Raw genomic sequence first — 19,448 nt, 5'->3', positions numbered from 1 at the left:
GCGGTCCCGCCTAGATCGGAGAACCCCGTCGCGCGAGTCACACAGCCGCCCATGCCCGACTATGACTACCAGAGCGACTCGCGCCCCTTTTCCCAGGTGCTGGAGGACATCGGCGCCAAGCGCGATCCCAACCTCTATCTCGGCGAACTGGTGAACGCCTTCGGGGAGCGGGGCTTCGGCGCCCTCATGCTGTTCTTCGGCCTGATGAACGTGGCGATCGGCATAATTCCCGGGACGACGACCATTCTCGGCGCGCCGCTGCTGCTGATGGGATTGCAGCTGATCATCCGTCGCGATCAGTTGTGGTTGCCCCGGTGGGCGCTGAAGCGCTCGATCGAACGCGAGACATACCGGAACGGCCTGGCGACCGTCCTGCCCCGTCTGAGAAAGATGGAGCGCTGGTCGCGGCCCCGGCTGAAGATCATGACCAGCGACCTGTCCGAGGTCCTGATCGGCATCGCGACCTTCCTGCTGGCCTTCATCCTGATCCTGCCGATATGGGGCGGCAACCTGATCCCGGCCGTGATCATCTCGACCTTCGGCTTCGGCTTGATGCAGCGGGACGGTCTTGCGGTTCTGATCGGGTGGATCGCCTTCGGCCTCATCTGCCTGGCCGGATTGGTGATCTGGCTCACCTGGCAGTGGGTCTCGCCGCACCTTCTGCCGGTGCTGGACTGGCTCCAGGGGCTGCTTCCGCAAGCCTGGGCGTGGATTACGGGCCTGTTCGGCGGCTGAACGCGCGAGACGCCGGAGGGGGATCCCTCCGGCGCCTGCGAGAACCTGAAACAGTCAGCTGCGGAACAGCGACAGCACCAGCTGCGGCGTCTGATTGGCGATGCCCAGAGCCTGAACTCCCAGCTGCTGCTTCGTCTGCAGGGCCTGGAGCTTGGCGCTTTCCTTCGCCAGATCGGCATCGACCAGATTGCCCACTCCAGCCTCCAGCGCGTCCGACAACTTGCCGACGAACGTCAGGTGGGTCGAGAGCGCCTTCGACTTGGTGCCCAACCGCGCGAGCGAGGCCGAAACACGGTCGATGGAGGTGGAGACAGCCGTAAGCGAGGCCGCCGCCTTGGTCAGTGTGTCGATCGACTGCGTCGTCGCGAGCGTCACATTCGCGCCGCCCAGAGCCAGGACTTCCGCTCCAACCGTCAGGCTGGACGTGCCCGTCACGTTCGCCAGCGCCTGGAACCCCGTCGCTCCCGTCTTCAGCAGGTTGACCCCGTTGAATTCGGCGTTGGCGGTGACCGTGGCGATCTGATCGCGAAGGGCCTTGAAATCCTCGTTCAGAGCCGCGCGCGCCGACGTCTTGAGGGACGCATCCGTCGCAGCGAGTGCCTTCTCCTTCAGTTGGAGCAAGAGGTCGGAGACCGTCTCGCCCGCCGCCAGAGCCACATCGACCGCGGCGATGCCACGATCGAGAGACTGTTTCACCGCGCTCAGCGCCCCGATATCGGCGCGTTGCCCCTGGGCGATGGCCCAGATGGCTCCGTTGTCCTTGGCGGTGGCGACAGATTTGCCGGTGTTGATCCGGTTCTGCACCGTCGCCAGGGAGGCGTTGGTCGCGTTCAGGTTCTGGAGCGCGATCATCGCGCCCGTGTTCGTGTTGACCGACATAACCATCGGCTGTCCTTCCATTCTGGAGGTGAAGAACGGCCTTCTGGCCGTCGAACCAGTTCTGGTCCGCGCACGCCCACGCAAGGACCGGGCCGGGTGAGGCCGGGCTCCCGCCTGATTGTTTTCAGTGACTTGTGGGCGCGCGGGCGTCCGGGTCGGCAGCTATCGCCGGGCGGAGTGTCCGCCGTTGCCTACCGGCGCGTCAGGCGGCCTGGGCGGATCCCTGGCCGGCCGCCGGCGCGGGGCCGGCCAGCCCCTGCATGACCATCTTGTTGATGTCGATCAGGGCCTCGAAGTCGTCGTCGCCCCGCATGACGGCCGACGAATGACGGCTGACGAACAGGCTGATCGAGATGATCTGCGCGCGCAGGGCCTTGTCCATGGCGTTGTCGGGATTGGCGCAGTCGGTGGCCAGCGCCGACCACAGGCGTCGGTTCCAATCCAGGGCGTCAATCCGGGTGGCGACGTCGGTCGGGTCGACGGTCGAGGCGTGCATCAGCGCGCGGGTCACCTGCCCGAACAGCCGGTACTCCGTCTCGCGCGGGGTTTCAGCCCTCGTGGCCGCGGTCTTGTAAGCCTGCAGCGACATTCGCCAGCCCCTCTTCGTAATCCACCAACTTCCGAGCCGCCATCAGGGCCTTGTAGTACTCGCGCTGCATGACGTGCCGGGAGGCCGAGACGCAGTCGGCCAGAACGTCCGGATTGCGCGTGGCCCCCATGAACTCGGTCAGCCGCAGCGCGAACTCGTCGTAGACCTTGGCGGCCGCCGACTCGTCCAGGTACATCATCATGACGGGGAAATAGACGCGGGTCGCCGGGGTCTTCACGTCCTCCGGCTGGAGGATGTCCTTCTCGCGCAAGACCGAGGCCTTGTTCTGAAGGATCAGCACCCCGCGGCGGTCCCCGTTCTGGACCACCGCGCCGTTGAGCACGAATTTCTCGCCGGGCTTCAACGACAGCTTGAGCGGCATTTCCGGAGCGTCTCCTGACAGGCTCGCGGCGACGTTAGGAAGCCGGGAACGAAGGGAGATTAAACAGGCGTGGTTAACCATGTCTTGTGACCGCCCGGGAGATCGTGGCGAACGCATCAGGATCGCGCCCATGTCGACAGCCGAACTGGCTCCCGAACTCGTCCACGCCCCCGCCCCGATGGCGCAGGGCGTCGTCGGCGACTCCGCCTCCCCGGAAGCCCTCCGCAAGCTCTCGCACCAGCTCGCCAGTCCCGGAATCGCGGTCAAGGCGCAGCGCAAGGCGCTGCAGAAGCTGAAGACCGCTTTGATCGCGATCCGCGGGGGCGACTTCGCGACCGGAGCCAGCCGCGCGCTGGAGGCGCTGCAGATCGACGAAAAGAGCGGCATCGCCTGGCACGTGCTGGCGATCTGCCGCGAGAAGTCCGGCGATCCGGCGCAGGCGCTGCTGGCCTACGAGGCGGCGATGAAGCTGCTGCCCAGCGAGAACGAGGTCGCCCACGACCTCGGCCGGCTGGCGCATCAGCTCGGCTATCTGGAGATCGCCGAAAAGCTGCTGGTGAAATACCTCGCGCACGACCCGGGCCACGTCGAGGCGACCAACAACCTCGCCTGCGTCCAGCGGGATCAGAAGCGCTACGGCGACGCCGTCGAGACGCTGCGGGCGCTGTTGGGGGTCGAGCCCGAATCGCCGGTGCTTTGGAACACCCTCGGCACCGTACTGAGCGACCAGGGGGACATGGGCACGGCCCTGACCTTCTTCGAGGAGGCGCTGCGGCTCGATCCCGCATTCGCCAAGGCGCGCTACAACAGGGCCAACGCGCGGCAGCCGCTGGGCGACGCGGTGGGCGCGCTTGAGGATGTCGAAGCCGCCCTGCCGGGCGCCGAGAGCCCGTACGAACGCGCGATGATGCACATGGCGCGCGCCATGCTGCTGATGACCCTCGGCCGGATACCCGAAGGTTTCGAGGCCTATGAGGTGCGGCTGGACCCCAACCTGCCGGAGGCGATGAGGGTCGCCGTGCCCGCGCCGCGATGGGCCCCGGCGCCGGAGGGCGTCGCCGGCAAGCGGCTGCTGATCGTCGGCGAACAGGGGCTGGCGGACGAGATGGTGTTCGGCACCTGCGTCGGCGACGCCATCGAAGCTGTGGGGCCAGAGGGCCAGGTCTTCCTGGCCGTGGAGGCCCGGATGGTCGCGATGTTCCAGCGAGCGTTCCCTCAGGCCATCGTGGGGGCGCACAAGGCGGTCAAGCTGGAAGGCCGCATCACCCGCTATGTCCCCTTCGTCGAGGACTTGCCCGAGGGCCAAGGCGCCGATCTGTGGACCCCGATGGCGTCGCTGATGGCGGTCTTCCGGGCGTCGATCGATCGCTTCCCGCAGCGTCGAGGCTACCTCTCGCCGCTGCCGGAGAAGGTCGCCCACTGGAAGGCCGAGCTCGAAAAGCTGGGTCCGGGCCTGAAGGTCGGGCTGCACTGGAAGAGCCTGGTTTTGACCGGGTCGCGCGCCCGCTATTTCTCCAGTTTCGACCGCTGGCGGCCGGTGCTGGAAACGCCCGGCGCCGTCATGGTCAACCTGCAATGCGGCGACGTGACCGAGGATCTGGCCGCGGCCGAGGCGGCGGGCGTCCGCATCTGGACGCCGCCGATCGACCTGAAGGACGATCTCGAAGACGTGGCGGCTTTGTCGGCGGCGCTGGACGTCGTGGTCGGACCCGGCATCGCCGGGACCAACCTCGCGGCGGCGGTCGGAGCGAACACCTGGATGATCACGGCGCCCGACGACTGGCATTTCCTGGCGACCGACAGCTATCCCTTCTACCCGGGCGTCCGCCATTTCCGCCGCGAGACCTTCGACGACTGGGGCCCGGTGATCGCGCAGGTTCGTTCTGGGTTGGACATGGCCGTCGCCAGGGGGAACGCCGAATAGCCGCGCTGCGTTGATCTTCCGAACAGGGAGACGGTCATGGCGGACATCGACAACTACTCCGACGATCAGGAACAGTCAGAAGTCTTCGATGAAGACAATTTCGACGAGGCCGACGCCGGCGCGCCGACCAACGAGTTCAAGACGTTCGAAGAGCTGCCGGACGTGCTGGACGTCACCTCGGCCGACGGGGACGCCGACGAGGAGGAGTTCGACGAGGACGACATCAACGGCGACGACGCCCTCTCGGCGTCAGGCGTCGAGCCGGAAGCCGATGCGCTGTACGGCGTGGACGGCCAGCGTTTGACAGAGATCGACGCGGGCGGCGGCGACATCGTCACGCACGACGAGGTCGAGCTGGTCTATTCCGGCCTGATGGAGGACGTGCGCGGGGCCCAGGCCAGCGCCGCCCACTGGGAGGCGAAAAGCCTCTCGGACGACGATATCGCGGACCTCGGCTACGGCCCTGACGGCGACGAAGATCACCCCAAGAACTAAGGAGCGCCACGATGAGCACCGACAACGGGCCCACCGACCATCAGCAGGCGCACCCGGGCGACACGCCCGCGACGCGAACGTCAGAACGCGAAATCGGCAAGACCGATCAGCTGTGCGAGGAAGACCGCGACGCCGAAAGCCGGCAGGAGGCGCTGGTCGACGAGGGCGTCGAGGAAACCTTTCCGGCCAGCGACCCGGTCAGCGTCAAGCGGATCACCTGACGGCAATCAGCCTTTCACCCGCCAGGTCGCGCCGGCCGGGCCGTCCATGACGATGACGTTGAGGGCGTTCAGCCGATCGCGAATGCGGTCCGCCTCGGGCCAGTCCTTGCCCGCCCGGGCCGCGGCGCGCTGTTCGAGCAGGGCTTCGACCTCGGCCTTGAACGCGTCGTCGGACCCGGCGTCGAACCAGGTCGCGGGCGCCGCCTGAAGCACGCCGAGGATGGAGGCGGCGGCGACCAGCTGGCCCTTGGCGCGGGCGACGGCGGCCTCGTCGCCGGCGGTCATTCCGCGCTCGATCTCGCTGGACAGGGCGAACAGCACCGCCATGGCCCCGGGCGTGTTGACGTCATCCTCGATCGCCTTGAGGAACTCGGCCGGCGGCTCCTCCCCCACAGACTCGACGGCCGCCGCGCGATGCAGGGCGCCGTACAGCCGGTCCAGCGCCTTGCGGCTCTGGTCGAGCAGCGACTGGTTCCAGTCCAGAGGTTGGCGGTAGTGCGCGCTCAGCAGGGCCCAGCGGACCACCTCGCCCGGCATCGACTGCACCAGGTCGTGCAGCAGCAGCACGTTGCCGATCGACTTGGACATCTTCTCGGCGTCCACCGTCAGGAAACCGTTGTGCATCCAGTAGCGGCTGTACGCGGCGTGGGCGTCGGCCGCGTGCGCGTGTCCGTGCGCGCAGACGCCCTGCGCGATCTCGTTCTCGTGGTGCGGAAACACCAGATCGATCCCGCCGCCGTGGATGTCGATCGGCAGCCCCAGCGTCTCCTCGATCATCGCCGAGCACTCGATGTGCCAGCCGGGACGACCCTCGCCCCACGGCGACGGCCACGAGGGCTCGCCCGGCTTCGACGGCTTCCACAGCACGAAGTCGTGCGGGTTCTTCTTGTAGGGCGCGACCTCGACGCGGGCGCCGGCGATCATGTCGTCCAGATTGCGCCCCGAGAGGCGGCCGTAGCTTTCGTAAGACGAGACGTCGAACAGCACATGGCCCTCGGCGGCGTAGGCGCAGCCCTGATCCAGGATCGCGCCGATCTGGGCGACAATGGCCTCGATGTGATCGGTGACATGCGGCGCGAGGTCGGGCGGCGAGACGTTCAGCCGGCCCATGTCCGCCAGATAGGCCGTCTCGTAACGGGCGGTCACCTCGCCGATCGGCACGCCCTCCTTCGCCGCCTTGGCGTTGATCTTGTCGTCCACGTCGGTGACGTTGCGCGCATAGACCACGTTCGCCGCGCCGTACTGGCGGCGCAACAGCCGCACCAGCACGTCGAAGACCACCGGTGGGCGGGCGTTGCCGATGTGGGCGTAGTCATAGACGGTGGGACCGCAGACATAGAGGGTCACCCGGGACGGATCGCGCGGTTCGAACACGCGCTTTTCGCGATGCAGGGTGTCGTAAATCGTCAGCGGCATATTGCTGCGGCAACCTTCAGTTTTCTTGCGAGACGGACGGGATCGCCCATATAGCCGGTTCATCGCATCCGCGAACAGCGGAACGATGTACATTGAGGGAGCGCGGCGCGCGTCCATCCGGAACCCTCGTTCCGGCGCTACTGGCCGCTGAAGATCGAGACATGAGCCCTACTCCGGCTGCCCCCGCTCTCGTGAGCGTCAACGACATGGTCACCCGCCCGTCGCGCGAAGAGGCCTTGAAGGCCGTGCGCACGCTGCTGGCCTGGGCCGGCGACAATCCCGACCGCGAGGGTCTGCGCGACACGCCGAAGCGCGTGGTGGACGCCTATTCCGAATGGTTCGAAGGCTACGGCGCCGATCCGGCGGTGGAGCTCTCGCGGACCTTCGAGGACGTGCAGGGCTATGACGACATGGTCCTGCTGCGCGACATCGAGATCGAGAGCCACTGCGAACACCACATGGCGCCATTCCTAGGCAAGGCCTATGTCGCCTACATTCCGACGGAAAAGGTGGTCGGCATCTCCAAGCTGGCGCGGGTCGTCGAGATCTTCGCCCGCCGCCTCCAGACTCAGGAAACCCTGACCCAGTTGATCGCCGAGGCCATCGAATCGAACCTGCAGCCGGCAGGCGTCGCGATCCTGATCGATGCGGAGCACCAGTGCATGACGACGCGCGGCGTGCATCACCGCCACGTTTCCACCATCACCACGCGTTTCACTGGCGTCTTCAAGTCGGACGAGGTGTTGAAGGACCGCTTCCTGAAGCTGGCCAAGGGCTGATCGGCTCGCCCTTGCTGAAGATTTTGCGGCAAGGCGACGCTTGGGGAACCTCAAGCCCCCTTAACCCGCTTTACAAGCCAGTTCCGGACGGCCAAGAGACGATCCGAACGTCATAGCTTGCGCTCGTCGCCACCGCGCCGGGCCCGGATGGAGAGACTGAGCATGGGCGCCAAACTTTCAGGTCCCGGAGGCCAGGGCGGCAAGACCATCGAGCAGAACGCGGACATCAATGTCACGCCGTTCGTCGATATCATGCTGGTTCTGCTGATCATCTTCATGGTCGCCGCGCCTCTGGCCACCGTTTCGATCCGCCTCGACCTGCCGCCGGCTCAACCGCCGACCGACGCGGACCCCAAGGAGCCGGTTTACATCACCATTCAGGAAACCGGTTCGATCTTCATCGCCGACCGCCAGACCGCACTCGAGACCTTGATCCCGGACGTGTGCGCGGCCCTCGGCGGCGGCAACCCGGGCTGCAAGGAGGAGCGCGTCTTCGTCCGGGCGCAGCCCGAAGTGAAGTACGACCAGTTCATGGAAGTCATGAACGCGCTCCAGGAGCAGGGCTTCTACAAGGTCGGCCTGCTTAACGAAGACATCGAATAGGCGACACGCCGGTCGCAAGAGACAAGGGCCGCGTCCAGCAGGACGCGGCCCTTTTTCTTTGCGTCCGCGCTTCCGGCTACTGGACCGATTGCCGGGGAGCCGCGGCGGCCGCTCCGCCAGCGGCGGCGGCTGACGGCTGATAGGGCCGTTCGCCGGCCGGCTCGGCCTGGGCGGGGGCGGCGCGCGCAGGCGCGGGCGTCGGGGTCCGCGCAGCGGGTCGCGGCGTCTGCCGACGGGCGGGCGGACGGGCCGCGGCGCGCGCCGGGGTCGGTGAAGCGGCGGCGGGCGCGGCCGGCTGAACTGGAGCGGTCGCTGCGGCGGCCGCGGGCCCTGCCGATGCGGCGGGCGGCGGAGCGACCACGGCAGGCGGCGGCGCCGAAGCCGCCGTTGACGCCGCCGTCGCGGCGGCGGCGCGGGCCGCCAACTGCTGGCGCGCCTGGAAACGGCCGGCGAGTTTCTCGGTCAGGACCCGCGCCGCGGCGGGGTCCATCTGCGCCATGATCGCGGCCAGCGAGCGCGGGCGCATCGCCGCCGCCACTGGCAGGCGGACGCTGTCGTCGAGGCTGGCGAACACCCGGGCGGCTTCCTTGGGCCGCATGGCGGAATAGACGGCCACCAGCCGGTCGTTCTCGGCCTTCTCCTGCGCGCTGACCTGTCCGAGCAGGATCTGCACCTCGGCCTTGACCGCCTCCAGCGCGGCGACCTTCGCATCGAGTTTCTGCTCGGCCGTGGCCATCAGGGGCAGCATGGCGGCAAGGTCGGCGTCGCGGGCATCCAGTTCGGTGCGACGGCCTGAGAGCGACTGCAGTATCCTGAGCTCGGCGGGCGAGAGCCCGGCCTGCTGGGCCAGCTGTTCCGGCGTCAGGGCGCAGACGTTGGCCGTGGGCCGAGCGGGCGCCGCGGCGGGGACGGCTTCCTCGGCCCAGGCCTTGGCTCCGTCGAACAGGCCGGGCGCGACCCCAACGGCGCGCACCACCACGACTCCGCCGATGGCGACGGCGATCAGCGGAAGCAGACGGGGAACTTTGCTCATGGTCGGCTACTCCGGCTCCGGCGTGGGCGAACTAATGTCACCCACGGAGCCACAAGGATGAGGTCAGGCGGCGAACAGGTCTTCGTCCAGGCTACGGCGGGCGCGGTTTAGGCTTTGCTTCGCAGTCTGGTTAGCGGTCAGGGCGCCCAGGATGGCGGCGACATTGTTTCCGCCGGGAGCGGCCGCCCGCGAACGGACGGCGGCGGGCGCGGCCATGCCCTGGATGCGGTCCGCGAGCGCGGCCATGCGGCGCGCCCGGTCGTCCTCGGCCGAAGGCTCCGCGTGGGGCGCGGGCTCGACCGGGGCGATGACCCGCTCGACGGCGGTGCTTTCCACTCGCGGCGGTGCGCCGGCGCCGGGGCCGCGGGCGATCAGCGTCTCCAGCTGCGCCTTCACCTCGCGCGCCTTGATGATGCGATCATGCAGCAGGTCGGTCTCCTGCCCCGAAGCCCGAAGGCTCGCCAGGGCGGCCTCCGCCCGGCCGGCCGCGGCGTTGAGCTCGGTGACGGCGGAGGCGAAGGCCTGCTGTCCGGCGCGCAGCGCGGTCAGCTTCTTCTCCAGCCGCACGCCGTAGCCGAGCGCGGCCACCAGCAGCAGCATCAACACGCCGTCCAGAATCATGCCGGTCATCAGGATCGTCCTCTCGTCAGACTGGTTGCGGCCTCGACGCTGATCGGGGCCTCCACGCGCACGGCGATGTTCTGGCCCTTGCGGCCCATCTTTCCGATCGTCACCGGGATCGAGCCGCAGCGGACCGAGATGTCGCTGTCGGGCGTCGCGTTCAGCATCAGGGTGTCGCCGACCTTCAGCGCCAGCACCTGCGACAGGGGCAGCTGCTGCTCGTCCAGTACCGCGCGGACCTCTGTTTCCGTCGTCCAGAGCTCGGTGGCGAGGTGGCCTTCCCAGATGTTGTCGCGGCCGAACTTCTCGCCCATGAACTGCTGCAGCAGCATCTTCCGGATGGGTTCGAGCGTCGCGTACGGCAGCAGCAGCTCGATGCGGCCGCCGCGGTCTTCCATGTCGATGCGCAGCTTGACCAGGATGGCGGCGTTGGCCGGGCGGGCGATGGCGGCGAAGCGCGGGTTCGTCTCCAGCCGGTCGAGGGTGAAATGCACCGGCGTCAGCGGCTCGAACGCGGCGCGGGCGTCGGCCAGCACGACCTCGACCATCCGCTGGACCAGCACCCGCTCGATGGTGGTGTAGGGCCGGCCCTCGATCCGCAGGGCGGCCGTGCCCCGACGCCCGCCCAGCAGCACGTCGACGATCGAATAGATCAGATTGGAGTCGACCGTCAGCAGGCCGTAGTTGTCCAGTTCCTCGGCCCTGAACACCGCGAGGATGGCCGGCAACGGGATCGAGTTCAGATAGTCGCCGAAACGGATCGACGAGATGTTGTCGAGGCTGACCTCGACGTTGTCCGAGGTGAAGTTGCGCAGGCTGGTCGTCATCAGCCGCACCAGGCGATCGAAGACGATCTCGAGCATCGGCAGACGCTCGTAGGAGACGAGCGCCGAGTTGATGATGGCCCGGATGCCAGACCGTTCGGAGCTGTCATCGTCGCCCAGATCGAAGCCCAGCAGGCTGTCGATCTCGTCCTGGTTCAGAACCCGCTCGGCGGCGACGGCGGGCGCATCGTCCGCCCCGGCGTCCGCGAGCGGATCGGCGGCCTCCGCGAAGGGATCGGCGGTTTCGGCGAAGGCCGCGTCGGTCATGCCTACTGCACCAGCATTTCTTCGATCAACACGGCGTCGACCTTGCCCGGCGCCGCCAGCAGGTTGACGCGGCGCAGGATCTCGGCGCGCAGCTGGAAGCTTCCGGCCGAGCCGGCGAGGTCCTCGGGGCGGAGCTCGCGCAGGAAGCCCTGGAACATGTCCTGCATCCGCGGCATCTCGCCCTGCAGCTGCTCGGCGACGTGGGGGTCCTTGGTCTCGAGCGTCAGCTTGAGCTTCAGATAGGTGGGGCGTCCGTCGGCCGCCTGGATGTTCACCACCATGTCCGGCAGGGTGAAGAAGGTGACGCCGTCCGGCCCCTCTGCGATGACGCCCAGCGAAGGATCGGCCGCGGCGTCGCCGCCGCCGCCGTGACCGCCGCCCTTCTTGTCCGCCTTCTTGTCTCCGCCCTTCTTGGCCGCTCCGTGACCGCCGTCCTCGGCCGCTTCGGCCTTGGGCTGCATCAGGAAGAAGGCCGCGCCCCCTCCCCCGCCCAGCACCACCAGGGCTGCGGGAATGATGATGAACAGCAGTGGGAGCTTTTTCTTCTTCGGCGCCGCGCCTTCTTCTCCCTCGGCGGCGGGCGCGTCCGACACGGCGGGCAGGCTCGCGTCGGCGTCCGCGGCCGCACCCTTCTTCTTGCCGAACTTGAACATAGGACGCGCCCCGAGAATCTCTCGGTCCATACGACCGTTTTTTGGTTAACGAGCCGCTAAGAACCGGCAAATCCTGCCGGGTCGGACGAAGGCCCAGACCCTCCAAATGGCCGCTGTGACTGGGTTAACCCTCTTGGCACGGCTGTTGCGAGGACGGCGGTGAAAGGAGCCGCCCGTGGAAAACGCCGCCTATGTCGGACTGTCACGCCAGATGACGCTGCGCCGCGAGCTCGACATCGTGGCCAACAATATCGCCAACGCCGACACGACCGGATTCAAGGTCGAACAGCTGCTGGTCGGCACGGAAATCGGCGAGCGCGCCCGTAACGCCTTCGTGCGGCCCGGCGTCAGCTTCGTGCTTGATACCGGAGTCGGCCGCGACTACGGCCAGGGCGCCCTCGCCCAGACCGGACGCAACCTCGACTTCGGCATCGAAGGGGAAGGCGCGTTCTTCGAGGTCGCTGACGGCGCCGGCAAGGCCTACACCCGGGACGGGGCGTTCACCCTCGACGCCGAGGGCCGGCTCACGACCGAGGGCGGCGCCGCGGTTCAGGGCGACGGCGGCGAAATCATCCTCGATCGCACGCTCGGCGAGCCCGCGGTCGGGCCCGACGGCACCATCAGCCAGAACGGCGAACTCGTCGGGCGCCTCACGGTCGTTCGCTTCGACAGCCTCGCGGTCCTCGAGAAAACCGGCGACGGTCTCTACCGCAACGCCTCCAACGCCACGGCCGTGGCCGCCACCGACGCTCGCGTGCGTCAGGGCATGCTGGAAGGCTCCAACGTCAATCCGATCCTGGAAATCACCAACCTGATCGAAATCCAGCGCGCCTACGAGAGCGTGACGCGGATGATCGAACAGAACACCGACCTGTCACGCCGCTCGGTCGAGCGGCTGGGCCGGGTCGGCTAAGGGAGAACTGAACCATGCGTGCGCTCAGAACCGCCGCCTCGGGCATGGCCGCCCAGCAGCTGAACGTCGAGGTCATCTCGAACAACATCGCGAACATGAACACCGTCGGCTACAAGCGCCAGCGGGCCGAGTTCCAGGATCTGCTCTACCAGAACGTCGAACGCATGGGCGCGCAGTCGTCCAGCCAGGGCACGGTGGTGCCGACGGGCATCCAGATCGGCGCGGGCGTCAAGGCGGGCTCGGTCTACCGCATCACCGAACAGGGCACGCCCACCCAGACCGGCGGCCGCTACGACGTCGCCATCGACGGTCGCGGCTATTTTCAGGTGATCCTTCCCTCGGGCGAGACGGCCTACACCCGCGCCGGCAACTTTGCGGTGAACGGCGAGGGCCAGCTGGTCACCGACGACGGCTATGCGGTCGAACCGGCCATCACCATTCCTCAGGACGCCGTCGATGTCTCGATCTCGAAATCGGGGCAGGTGCAGGTGACCACCGCGGGCGAGACGGCGCCGACCACGGTCGGTCAGCTCGAACTGGCGACCTTCTTCAACGAAGCGGGGCTGGAAGCCGTCGGCGACAACCTGCTGATGGAGACCGCCGCCTCGGGCGCCGCCAACGTCGGCACGCCGGGCGAGACCGGCCTCGGCCAGATCCTTCAGGGCTACACCGAAGCCTCGAACGTGGACGCCGTGGCCGAGATCAGCGCCCTGATCATCGCCCAGCGCGCCTATGAGATGAACTCCAAGGTCATCACCACCGCCGACCAGATGCTGTCGGTCAGCGCGCAGGTGAAGTCGTGAGGGCCCTGATCCTCGGCGCCGTCGCCGCCCTCATCGCCGCCGCGCCCGCTCTCGCCGGGCCCGTCACCCTGAAGGCTAACCCCGTCGACGCCGACGGCCGCGTCACCCTAGGCGACCTGTTCGACGGCGCCGGCGGCGCGGCGAACGTCGTGGTCGGGGCCCGGAACGGTCCTTCGGTGGTGTTCGAAGCGGGTCAACTGCAGAGCCTGGCCCGTCAATCCGGTCTCGACTGGGCAAATCCGACCGGGCTGCGTCGAGTCGTCGTCCGCAACGCCGCGATGGCGCCCGGCGCGGCCGTCGCTCCGATCCTTGAAACCGCCTCAGCCGGGCCCGCCGCGCCTGCGCCAGCCCGCACGCCGGCCCCTCGCCTCGCCGACCGCGTGATCAGCCGCAACGACATCGTCGAGGTCGCCTACGTGGTCGGCGGCGTGCGCCTGACCATCAGCGGCCGGGCCGAGGGAAACGCCGCCGTGGGCCAGCGGCTGGCGGTGCGGAACCTGCAATCCAACCGGGTCATCGACGCCGTCGCCACGGCCCCCGGCCAGGCCGTAGCCGGCCCGTCGGCCCAGGCCGCCCGTTCGAACTCCCAACAACTCGCCGCCCGGTAAGGGAACAGTCCAGATGCGTACCCAAATGATCCTGACCGCCGCCGCCGTCTCCGCCCTCGCCCTCGGCGCCTGTTCCACCGCCATCGAGACGGTGCGCGGCCCGGAGCTGGCCCCGATCGGCTATCCGGCCGCGCTGGTCCCGACCAGCCAGGTCTACCTGCCCTCCCCCGAGCAGCAGGCCGCCGACCGATCGGCCAGCGCCAACAGCCTGTGGCGCGCCGGGGCCCGGACCTTCTTCGGCGATCAGCGCGCCCGCAGCATCGGCGACATCCTGACGGTCAACATCGACATCGACGACCGCGCCCAGACGCAGAACTCGACCCAGCGGGCGCGGTCGAACGACATCTCGGGCGGCATCACCAACTTCTTCGGGCTCGAGAACAGCCTCGGCCGCGCCTTCCCCGGTGGTTTCGACCCCCAGAACCTCGTGGGGCTGGAGGGCGAGTCCAACGCCAGCGGCTCAGGCTCGGTCAACCGGTCCGAAAAGGTCAGCCTGACCATCGCCGCCGTCGTCACGGGCGTCATGGCCAACGGCAACCTGGTCATCCAGGGGCGGCAGGAAGTGCGCACCAACCGCGAGGTGCGCGAACTGACGGTGGCCGGCATCGTCCGACCGGAAGACATCAGCTCCGGCAACACCATCGCCCACACCCAGATCGCCGAGGCGCGCATCAGCTACGGCGGCCGCGGCGACATCAGCCGGGTCCAGGCGACGCCCGCGGCCCAGTCTCTGGTCGAGCGGTTCAGCCCCTTCTGACCACCGGCTCCGGCCGCGACAAATCGGCCACGGCTTCCCCGCGGCGGGCGATCGCCCAAGCGGAGCCGTGAACTGTTGACGGAAACCAGCGTTTGGGTCCCAGACGCGAGTGTTTCCCATGTTGAAGTTCGCCATCCCCGCCGTCGCCGCCCTCGGCTTGGTCGCGGCCGCGGCGCAGTCACAGGCGACCAACTCCGAGGCCCAGATCGGCGCGGGGCCGATGGCATGGCACCTCAGCCATGAGGGCGACATGGCCAAGCTCGCTTACGGCGTGGCCAACTCCGACCAGCTGGCGCTGATGATCACCTGCGAGCCGGGACAGTCGGAGGCCGTTCTGTACGGCGACGCGAAGCCGGCCGGACCGCGTCTGCAGCAGGCGTCGCTGACGACGGCCATCGATCCCCTGGACGGCGGACTGGCCGATGAAATACGGATGCCGCTCGACGATCCGGCGCTGGAGACCCTGTCCCGGCGCGGCCGGATGGCGGTCGAGGGCGAAGGCGGCGCGTACGAGCTGAGAGCCGATCGCGACGAGCGGCGCCTGATCGGGCAGTTTTTCAGCTATTGTGGAACGGCGAACGCCTGATCACCGTCAGGCGTCGTCGGCGGGGGGCTGAACCATGATCGTCATATTGGCCGCCGCGCTGCTGGGCCAGACGCCCGCCGCCACGCCGGGCTGGACCTGGACGCTGTACGCCGACTCCGACCCCGTGGTGCTGTCGAACGAGATTCCTGACACGCCCAACCTGCGCGCGACCTTCGAATGCGAGCGTGGGTCGAGCGTCGCCCGGCTGACGCTGTACGGCGCCGAAATGGCCGGGACAGCGCGTATGTCCGCCGGCGAGGCCGTAGCGGTTGGGGAGGCCGAAACCAGCGCGCGCGGCGGCGATACGAAGTTGTCCGTGCGCACCGATCACCCGGCCTTCGCCGCCTTCGCCGCCGAGGGGGTGATGGCCGTGACGGTCGGCGATGCCCGGCGTCCCGTCGAAGTCCCTGGCGCCCACCTTGCCAAGCTGCGCCGCTTCACCGAACTGTGCTCCGGCTGATCGCCGGAGTTCCCTGATGCGCACGTGCGCCCTTCTCGTCCTCTCTGGTCTGGCCCTGGTCGTCGCCGCCTGCGCGACGGTCGAGACGCCGACGCCCCCCGGCGCATCACCGGCGTCTCCTGCCGGGGAGCCGTCGCCAGTCGCAGGCTACGACTGGTTCTTCCATGCCGAGGACGGGAGCGCTCGACTGGCCTACGGCCTCGCCGAGAGCGACGATTTGAAGCTGGCGCTGGAGTGCGCCCAAGGCTCCGGAACGCTGGCGCTGAACAGCATCGCGGCCAAGGGCGCCCGTTCCGAGATTCATCTCGAATCGGGCGGCGAGACGGAGCGTTTCCGTGCCGCGTCCGAGCCGTCACAGATCCATGACGGCGTGTTCCTCACGTCGGAGGCGCCCTCGGGCCACCCCGTGTTCCAGCGCTTCCGTCGTATCGGGTGGATGGCCCAGTGGCGCGGGGACGCGCGCGAAGCCTATGCGCCTCAGCCGGCCTCCCGATCCAACATCGAGCGCTTCTTCGCCTTCTGCGGCTGAAGACGGCGCCGGCGGGTGCTTGACGGGCGGCTCCCGCTCCGGTGCAGTCCCGCGCCTATCGAGGGGAAGCCATGAAGACCGTGATCGCCATCGGAGCCGCCGCCCTGCTCGCCGCCGCCGCGCCCGCGACGGCCGCCCCGCAGCAGACGCTGGCGAGCGCGAGCCGCAATGCGGACCATCCGGCGCTCGCCGCCATCCTCGCGGACTACGAAGCCTACCTGCGAGCCAACGATCCAATCTCGGCGGGCATGGAGGGCGACCGCGAGGCCCTGTCGCGGCTGCCCGACGTGTCCCGCCCCTTCGAGGTGGCTCAGGAGCCGGTGCTGAAGGGATTCGCCGACCGGCTGGCCGCCATCGACCCGGCGGCGTTGAGCGACGACGACCGGCTGAACCACGCCTTCCTCCGCTGGGTGCTGGAGCGGTCGCGGGCCCGCATCCCGCTCGACACCGGCCGTATCGGGGCCTTCAACTCCGAAGGCGGGCCGGGCCAGTCGATGGCCTACATCGCCAGCGTCACCCGCATCACAACGAAAGAGGACGCCGAAGCCTGGGTCGCCCGGCTGGAGGCCATGCCGGACATGTGGCGCCATCCGCTGGAGGACGCCCGGCGCGGATTGGACAGCGGCCTCGTCCAGCCGCGCTCGATCGTAGAGAACGCCCTGACCCTGATGGAGCCCGAGGCCGCCTACGCCCCCGAGGCCGATCCGCTGTTGAAGCCGCTGGCGACCCTGCCCGCCTCGATCTCCGCCGCCGATCAGGCCGCCCTCCGCGCCCGCGCCGCCCGCGCCGTCGCCAAAAGGATCATGCCGCAACGCCGCGCGTGGGTGCGCTTCCTGCGCGAGGACTACCTGCCTCGCGCCCCTGAAGGCCTCGGGCTGGTCCACCGGCCCGGCGGCCGCGACCTCTACGCCTTCCTCATGCGGGGCTACACGACCACCGATCTGACCCCGGACGAGGTGCACCGGATCGGCCAACAGGAGGTCGCCCGCATTCGGTCGCGCATGCAGACCGAGATGCAGGCGGCGGGATGGACCGGCGACTTCGCGTCCTTCCTCACCTTCCTCCGCACCGACCCGCAGTTCTACGCCACAAGCCGCGAGCAGCTGCTGGAGAAGGCGTCGGAGATGGCCAAACGGGCCGACGACGGCCTGCCGGCCCTGTTCGGGACCCTGCCCCGCACGCCCTACGGCGTCCGGCCCGTCCCAGCGGAGATCGAGGCCAACTACACCACCGGCCGCTACTTCCAGGGCTCGATGGAGAACGGGATCGCCGGCGGCTACATGGTCAACACCTCGCGGCTGGATCAGCGGCCGCTGTACGAGCTGCCGGCCCTGACGCTGCACGAGGCCGCGCCCGGCCATCACATCCAGATCGCCCTGGCGCAGGAGGCCGAGGAAGGCCCCTACTTCCGCAAGGACGTGAACGTCACCGCTTTCACCGAGGGCTGGGGCCTGTACGCCGAGTTCCTCGGCGAGGAGATGGGCCTCTACCGCACGCCCTACGAGCGCTTCGGGCGGCTAAGCTACGAGATGTGGCGCGCGTGCCGGCTGGTCGCGGACACGGGCATTCACTGGCTGGGCTGGGACATCGAACAGGCGCGCGCCTGCTTCCGCGACAACTCGGCGCTGGCCCCGCACAACATCGAGACCGAGCTGCAGCGCTACATCGGCTGGCCCGGTCAGGCCACGGCCTACAAGATCGGCGAGATCCGCCTGCGCGAGATCCGTTCGCGGGCGGAACGGGAACTGGGCGACCGCTTCGACGTCCGCCGCTTCCACGACGCCCTGCTGGTCGACGGCCCGCTGCCGCTGGCCCTGCTGGACGAGCGGATGAACCGCTGGATCGCCGAGGAGCGAGCGCGCCCGGCGCCTTAGCCGGCGCGCCTATCGGCGCTCCGCGCGGATCGCGCGGCTGCCGCCGACGGTCATCAGAAAGCTGCCCATGGCCGCGCGACGGATGCGCACGGGCTGACCGGGCCGGTTGCGAAACTGGACCGAGCCGCTGTCGGTCTGCCTCCAGGTGCTCCCGTCCGCGAGGCGGAAGGTCCACTCTTCGCGTGGGTTGATGGTGGCGCTGACGAGGGTGGTCTCGATCTCGCTCAGCTCGGGACCGGCGCGGCTGCCGAACAGCCGCGGCAGCGCGGGCAGGTCGATGCCGAAGGTCTCGCGCCGGGCCCGATCCATCTGGCCCCGGTCGACCACCACGAGGGAGCCGTCCCGGTGGGCGGTTTCAAGAGCCCCTGCGGTGGCGTCGAAACAGGCCAGGCGGGCCGTGGTCTCGGTCACCGCCCGGCAGGCCAGCAGACGCTGGAGCTGTTCGGGGCTGTGCGGCGGCGGCTCCTGAGCCGCGGTCATGGCCAGCGCCGCCAGAGCGGATGTCACCAACATGGGCGTCTCCCTGTTTCGACCGGCAGCATGCGTTCAGACCGGAAGAAGTCCAAGGGCCGCGCGCGCTTTCTTCGTCGGGCGTCAGGCGTCCGCCGAGACGCCGACGCCGATCGGACAGACCACGCCGGTGCCGCCGATGCCGCAGTAGCCGGCCGGGTTCTTCGCCAGATAGCCCTGGTGATAACCCTCGGCGAAGTAATAGGGGCCCGCCGGCGCGATCTCGGTCGTGATCTGGCCACGCCCGGCCTTCGACAAGGCCGCCTGATAGGCGCCCCGCGAGGCCTCCGCCTCGGCTCTTTGCTCGTCGTTCAGATGGTAGATCGCCGAGCGATAGGTCGTGCCGACGTCATTGCCCTGGCGCATGCCCTGGGTCGGGTCGTGGTTCTCCCAGAAGGCCTTCAGCAGTTCGGCGTAGCTGATCTCGGCCGGGTTGAAGACCACCTGCACCACCTCCGTATGCCCGGTCCGCCCGGTGCAGGTCTCCTCATAGGTCGGGTTCGGCGTGATCCCGCCCGAATAGCCGACCGAGGTCACCCACACGCCCGGCAGCTGCCAGAAGATCCGCTCCACGCCCCAGAAGCAGCCCATGCCGAACAGGGCGGTCTCGAACCCCTCGGGATGCGGCCCCTTCAGCGGGCGGCCGCTGACGTAGTGGACCTCATCGGTGCGCAAAGGGTGGTCGCGGCCCGGCAGGGCGGACGCGGCGGTGGGCAGGGTGGTCTTCTGGGACAGCATCGGGGGTCTCGCTCCATCGGGCCGCGTCGGTCCGTGCCGCGGCGTTCCCGGACCATATGGGGCCTGACGTGCCGCTTGCCGAGGGGGCCGGCTTGTTCTATCAGCCTCGCCTCGCGCCGGATCGACCTCCGGCGCGCTTCACGCGCGTCGTGGAAACGGACAGGTGGCGGAGTGGTCGATCGCGCACGCTTGGAAAGCGTGTGTACGTGAAAGCGTACCGAGGGTTCGAATCCCTCTCTGTCCGCCACG

At 68.8% G+C, this 19,448-nt stretch carries 24 protein-coding genes and 1 tRNA gene; 15 read left to right on the top strand and 10 right to left on the bottom strand.

Translation table 11 applies throughout. The features are described 5' to 3' along the window. A partial coding sequence (locus VGB60_RS01400; RefSeq protein WP_331036497.1) for an exopolysaccharide biosynthesis protein occupies nt 1–735 on the top strand: 735 nt, incomplete at its 5' end. Between the two features lie 54 nt (nt 736–789). On the opposite strand, the gene VGB60_RS01395 is transcribed toward VGB60_RS01400, so the two are convergent. The 3 genes from VGB60_RS01395 to flbT form a co-directional block, all read right to left on the bottom strand. Then, nucleotides 790–1,620: a flagellin gene (locus tag VGB60_RS01395; RefSeq protein ID WP_331036496.1), complete on the bottom strand. Its 831-nt coding sequence runs from the start codon at nt 1,618–1,620 to the stop codon at nt 790–792. Nucleotides 1,621–1,816: 196 nt separating this feature from the next. Then, nucleotides 1,817–2,203 (bottom strand): flagellar biosynthesis regulator FlaF, encoded by a 387-nt coding sequence (flaF, locus tag VGB60_RS01390; protein ID WP_331036495.1) that lies wholly within the window; start codon nt 2,201–2,203, stop codon nt 1,817–1,819. Next, nucleotides 2,163–2,585: a flagellar biosynthesis repressor FlbT gene (gene flbT / locus VGB60_RS01385; RefSeq protein ID WP_331036494.1), complete on the bottom strand. Its 423-nt coding sequence runs from the start codon at nt 2,583–2,585 to the stop codon at nt 2,163–2,165. The genes flaF and flbT overlap by 41 nt, the downstream gene beginning before the upstream one ends. 130 nt (nt 2,586–2,715) lie before the next feature. Between flbT and VGB60_RS01380 the strand changes: the two genes are divergently transcribed. From VGB60_RS01380 to VGB60_RS01370, 3 genes are read left to right on the top strand one after another with little or no spacing between them, the layout of a single operon-like run. Continuing rightward, nucleotides 2,716–4,509 (top strand): tetratricopeptide repeat protein, encoded by a 1,794-nt coding sequence (locus VGB60_RS01380; protein ID WP_331036493.1) that lies wholly within the window; start codon nt 2,716–2,718, stop codon nt 4,507–4,509. A 36-nt stretch (nt 4,510–4,545) separates the two neighbouring features. Next, nucleotides 4,546–5,004 carry a hypothetical protein gene (locus VGB60_RS01375; RefSeq protein WP_331036492.1) on the top strand — a complete coding sequence of 153 codons (459 nt, stop codon included), beginning with the start codon at nt 4,546–4,548 and terminating at the stop codon, nt 5,002–5,004. Between the two features lie 11 nt (nt 5,005–5,015). Continuing rightward, nucleotides 5,016–5,225 carry a hypothetical protein gene (locus tag VGB60_RS01370; protein WP_331036491.1) on the top strand — a complete coding sequence of 70 codons (210 nt, stop codon included), beginning with the start codon at nt 5,016–5,018 and terminating at the stop codon, nt 5,223–5,225. Between the two features lie 6 nt (nt 5,226–5,231). Here VGB60_RS01370 and cysS read toward each other — a convergent pair whose 3' ends face one another. Next, entirely contained in the window at nt 5,232–6,641 is a 1,410-nt protein-coding gene (gene cysS / locus VGB60_RS01365; protein ID WP_331036490.1) for a cysteine--tRNA ligase, read from the bottom strand. Between the two features lie 161 nt (nt 6,642–6,802). On the opposite strand from cysS, the gene folE reads away from it, so the two are divergent. Further along, nucleotides 6,803–7,420: a GTP cyclohydrolase I FolE gene (gene folE / locus VGB60_RS01360; protein WP_331036489.1), complete on the top strand. Its 618-nt coding sequence runs from the start codon at nt 6,803–6,805 to the stop codon at nt 7,418–7,420. Nucleotides 7,421–7,582: 162 nt separating this feature from the next. Further along, entirely contained in the window at nt 7,583–8,023 is a 441-nt protein-coding gene (locus VGB60_RS01355; RefSeq protein ID WP_331036488.1) for a biopolymer transporter ExbD, read from the top strand. Nucleotides 8,024–8,099: 76 nt separating this feature from the next. Here the strand turns inward: VGB60_RS01355 and VGB60_RS01350 are convergent, their stop codons facing one another. The 4 genes from VGB60_RS01350 to VGB60_RS01335 form a co-directional block, all read right to left on the bottom strand. Continuing rightward, entirely contained in the window at nt 8,100–9,056 is a 957-nt protein-coding gene (locus VGB60_RS01350; RefSeq protein WP_331036487.1) for a MotE family protein, read from the bottom strand. Nucleotides 9,057–9,119: 63 nt separating this feature from the next. Further along, complete coding sequence (locus VGB60_RS01345; protein ID WP_331036486.1) at nt 9,120–9,686, bottom strand: DUF6468 domain-containing protein; 567 nt, start codon at nt 9,684–9,686, stop codon at nt 9,120–9,122. Beyond that, the gene (gene fliM, locus VGB60_RS01340; protein WP_331036485.1) at nt 9,686–10,768 is read right to left on the bottom strand and encodes a flagellar motor switch protein FliM; all 1,083 of its coding nucleotides are present in this window, start codon (nt 10,766–10,768) and stop codon (nt 9,686–9,688) included. Before fliM ends, VGB60_RS01345 begins: the two co-directional genes overlap by 1 nt. A gap of 2 nt (nt 10,769–10,770) precedes the next feature. Beyond that, the gene (locus tag VGB60_RS01335) at nt 10,771–11,421 is read right to left on the bottom strand and encodes a flagellar basal body-associated FliL family protein (RefSeq protein WP_331036484.1); all 651 of its coding nucleotides are present in this window, start codon (nt 11,419–11,421) and stop codon (nt 10,771–10,773) included. 175 nt (nt 11,422–11,596) lie between these two features. Here VGB60_RS01335 and flgF point away from each other — a divergent pair, with 175 nt between their 5' ends. The 8 genes from flgF (at nt 11,597) to VGB60_RS01295 (ending at nt 17,951) form a co-directional block, all read left to right on the top strand. Further along, the gene (flgF, locus tag VGB60_RS01330) at nt 11,597–12,334 is read left to right on the top strand and encodes a flagellar basal-body rod protein FlgF (RefSeq protein ID WP_331036483.1); all 738 of its coding nucleotides are present in this window, start codon (nt 11,597–11,599) and stop codon (nt 12,332–12,334) included. A gap of 14 nt (nt 12,335–12,348) precedes the next feature. After that, nucleotides 12,349–13,137, top strand: coding sequence for a flagellar basal-body rod protein FlgG (gene flgG, locus VGB60_RS01325; protein WP_331036482.1), 789 nt, complete (start codon nt 12,349–12,351; stop codon nt 13,135–13,137). Further along, nucleotides 13,134–13,745 carry a flagella basal body P-ring formation protein FlgA gene (locus tag VGB60_RS01320; RefSeq protein WP_331036481.1) on the top strand — a complete coding sequence of 204 codons (612 nt, stop codon included), beginning with the start codon at nt 13,134–13,136 and terminating at the stop codon, nt 13,743–13,745. The genes flgG and VGB60_RS01320 overlap by 4 nt, the downstream gene beginning before the upstream one ends. 13 nt (nt 13,746–13,758) lie before the next feature. Continuing rightward, nucleotides 13,759–14,502: a flagellar basal body L-ring protein FlgH gene (flgH, locus tag VGB60_RS01315; RefSeq protein ID WP_331036480.1), complete on the top strand. Its 744-nt coding sequence runs from the start codon at nt 13,759–13,761 to the stop codon at nt 14,500–14,502. Nucleotides 14,503–14,620: 118 nt separating this feature from the next. Further along, nucleotides 14,621–15,088: a hypothetical protein gene (locus tag VGB60_RS01310; RefSeq protein WP_331036479.1), complete on the top strand. Its 468-nt coding sequence runs from the start codon at nt 14,621–14,623 to the stop codon at nt 15,086–15,088. 34 nt (nt 15,089–15,122) lie between these two features. Then, complete coding sequence (locus tag VGB60_RS01305; RefSeq protein ID WP_331036478.1) at nt 15,123–15,548, top strand: hypothetical protein; 426 nt, start codon at nt 15,123–15,125, stop codon at nt 15,546–15,548. A gap of 16 nt (nt 15,549–15,564) precedes the next feature. Next, complete coding sequence (locus VGB60_RS01300; RefSeq protein WP_331036477.1) at nt 15,565–16,077, top strand: hypothetical protein; 513 nt, start codon at nt 15,565–15,567, stop codon at nt 16,075–16,077. A 71-nt stretch (nt 16,078–16,148) separates the two neighbouring features. Further along, nucleotides 16,149–17,951, top strand: a complete 1,803-nt coding sequence (locus tag VGB60_RS01295; protein WP_331036476.1) for a DUF885 domain-containing protein — start codon at nt 16,149–16,151, stop codon at nt 17,949–17,951. A 9-nt stretch (nt 17,952–17,960) separates the two neighbouring features. Here VGB60_RS01295 and VGB60_RS01290 read toward each other — a convergent pair whose 3' ends face one another. After that, complete coding sequence (locus VGB60_RS01290) at nt 17,961–18,464, bottom strand: hypothetical protein (RefSeq protein WP_331036475.1); 504 nt, start codon at nt 18,462–18,464, stop codon at nt 17,961–17,963. A gap of 81 nt (nt 18,465–18,545) precedes the next feature. Then, entirely contained in the window at nt 18,546–19,199 is a 654-nt protein-coding gene (gene msrA / locus VGB60_RS01285) for a peptide-methionine (S)-S-oxide reductase MsrA (protein ID WP_331036474.1), read from the bottom strand. Nucleotides 19,200–19,356: 157 nt separating this feature from the next. On the opposite strand from msrA, the gene VGB60_RS01280 reads away from it, so the two are divergent. Then, nucleotides 19,357–19,446: transfer RNA gene (locus tag VGB60_RS01280), tRNA-Ser, on the top strand. Nucleotides 19,447–19,448: the final 2 nt, after the last annotated feature.

Origin of the sequence: Brevundimonas sp., assembly GCF_036399195.1 — a bacterium.
Taxonomy (GTDB): domain Bacteria; phylum Pseudomonadota; class Alphaproteobacteria; order Caulobacterales; family Caulobacteraceae; genus Brevundimonas.
This window is presented reverse-complemented; position numbering and strand designations above follow the sequence as displayed.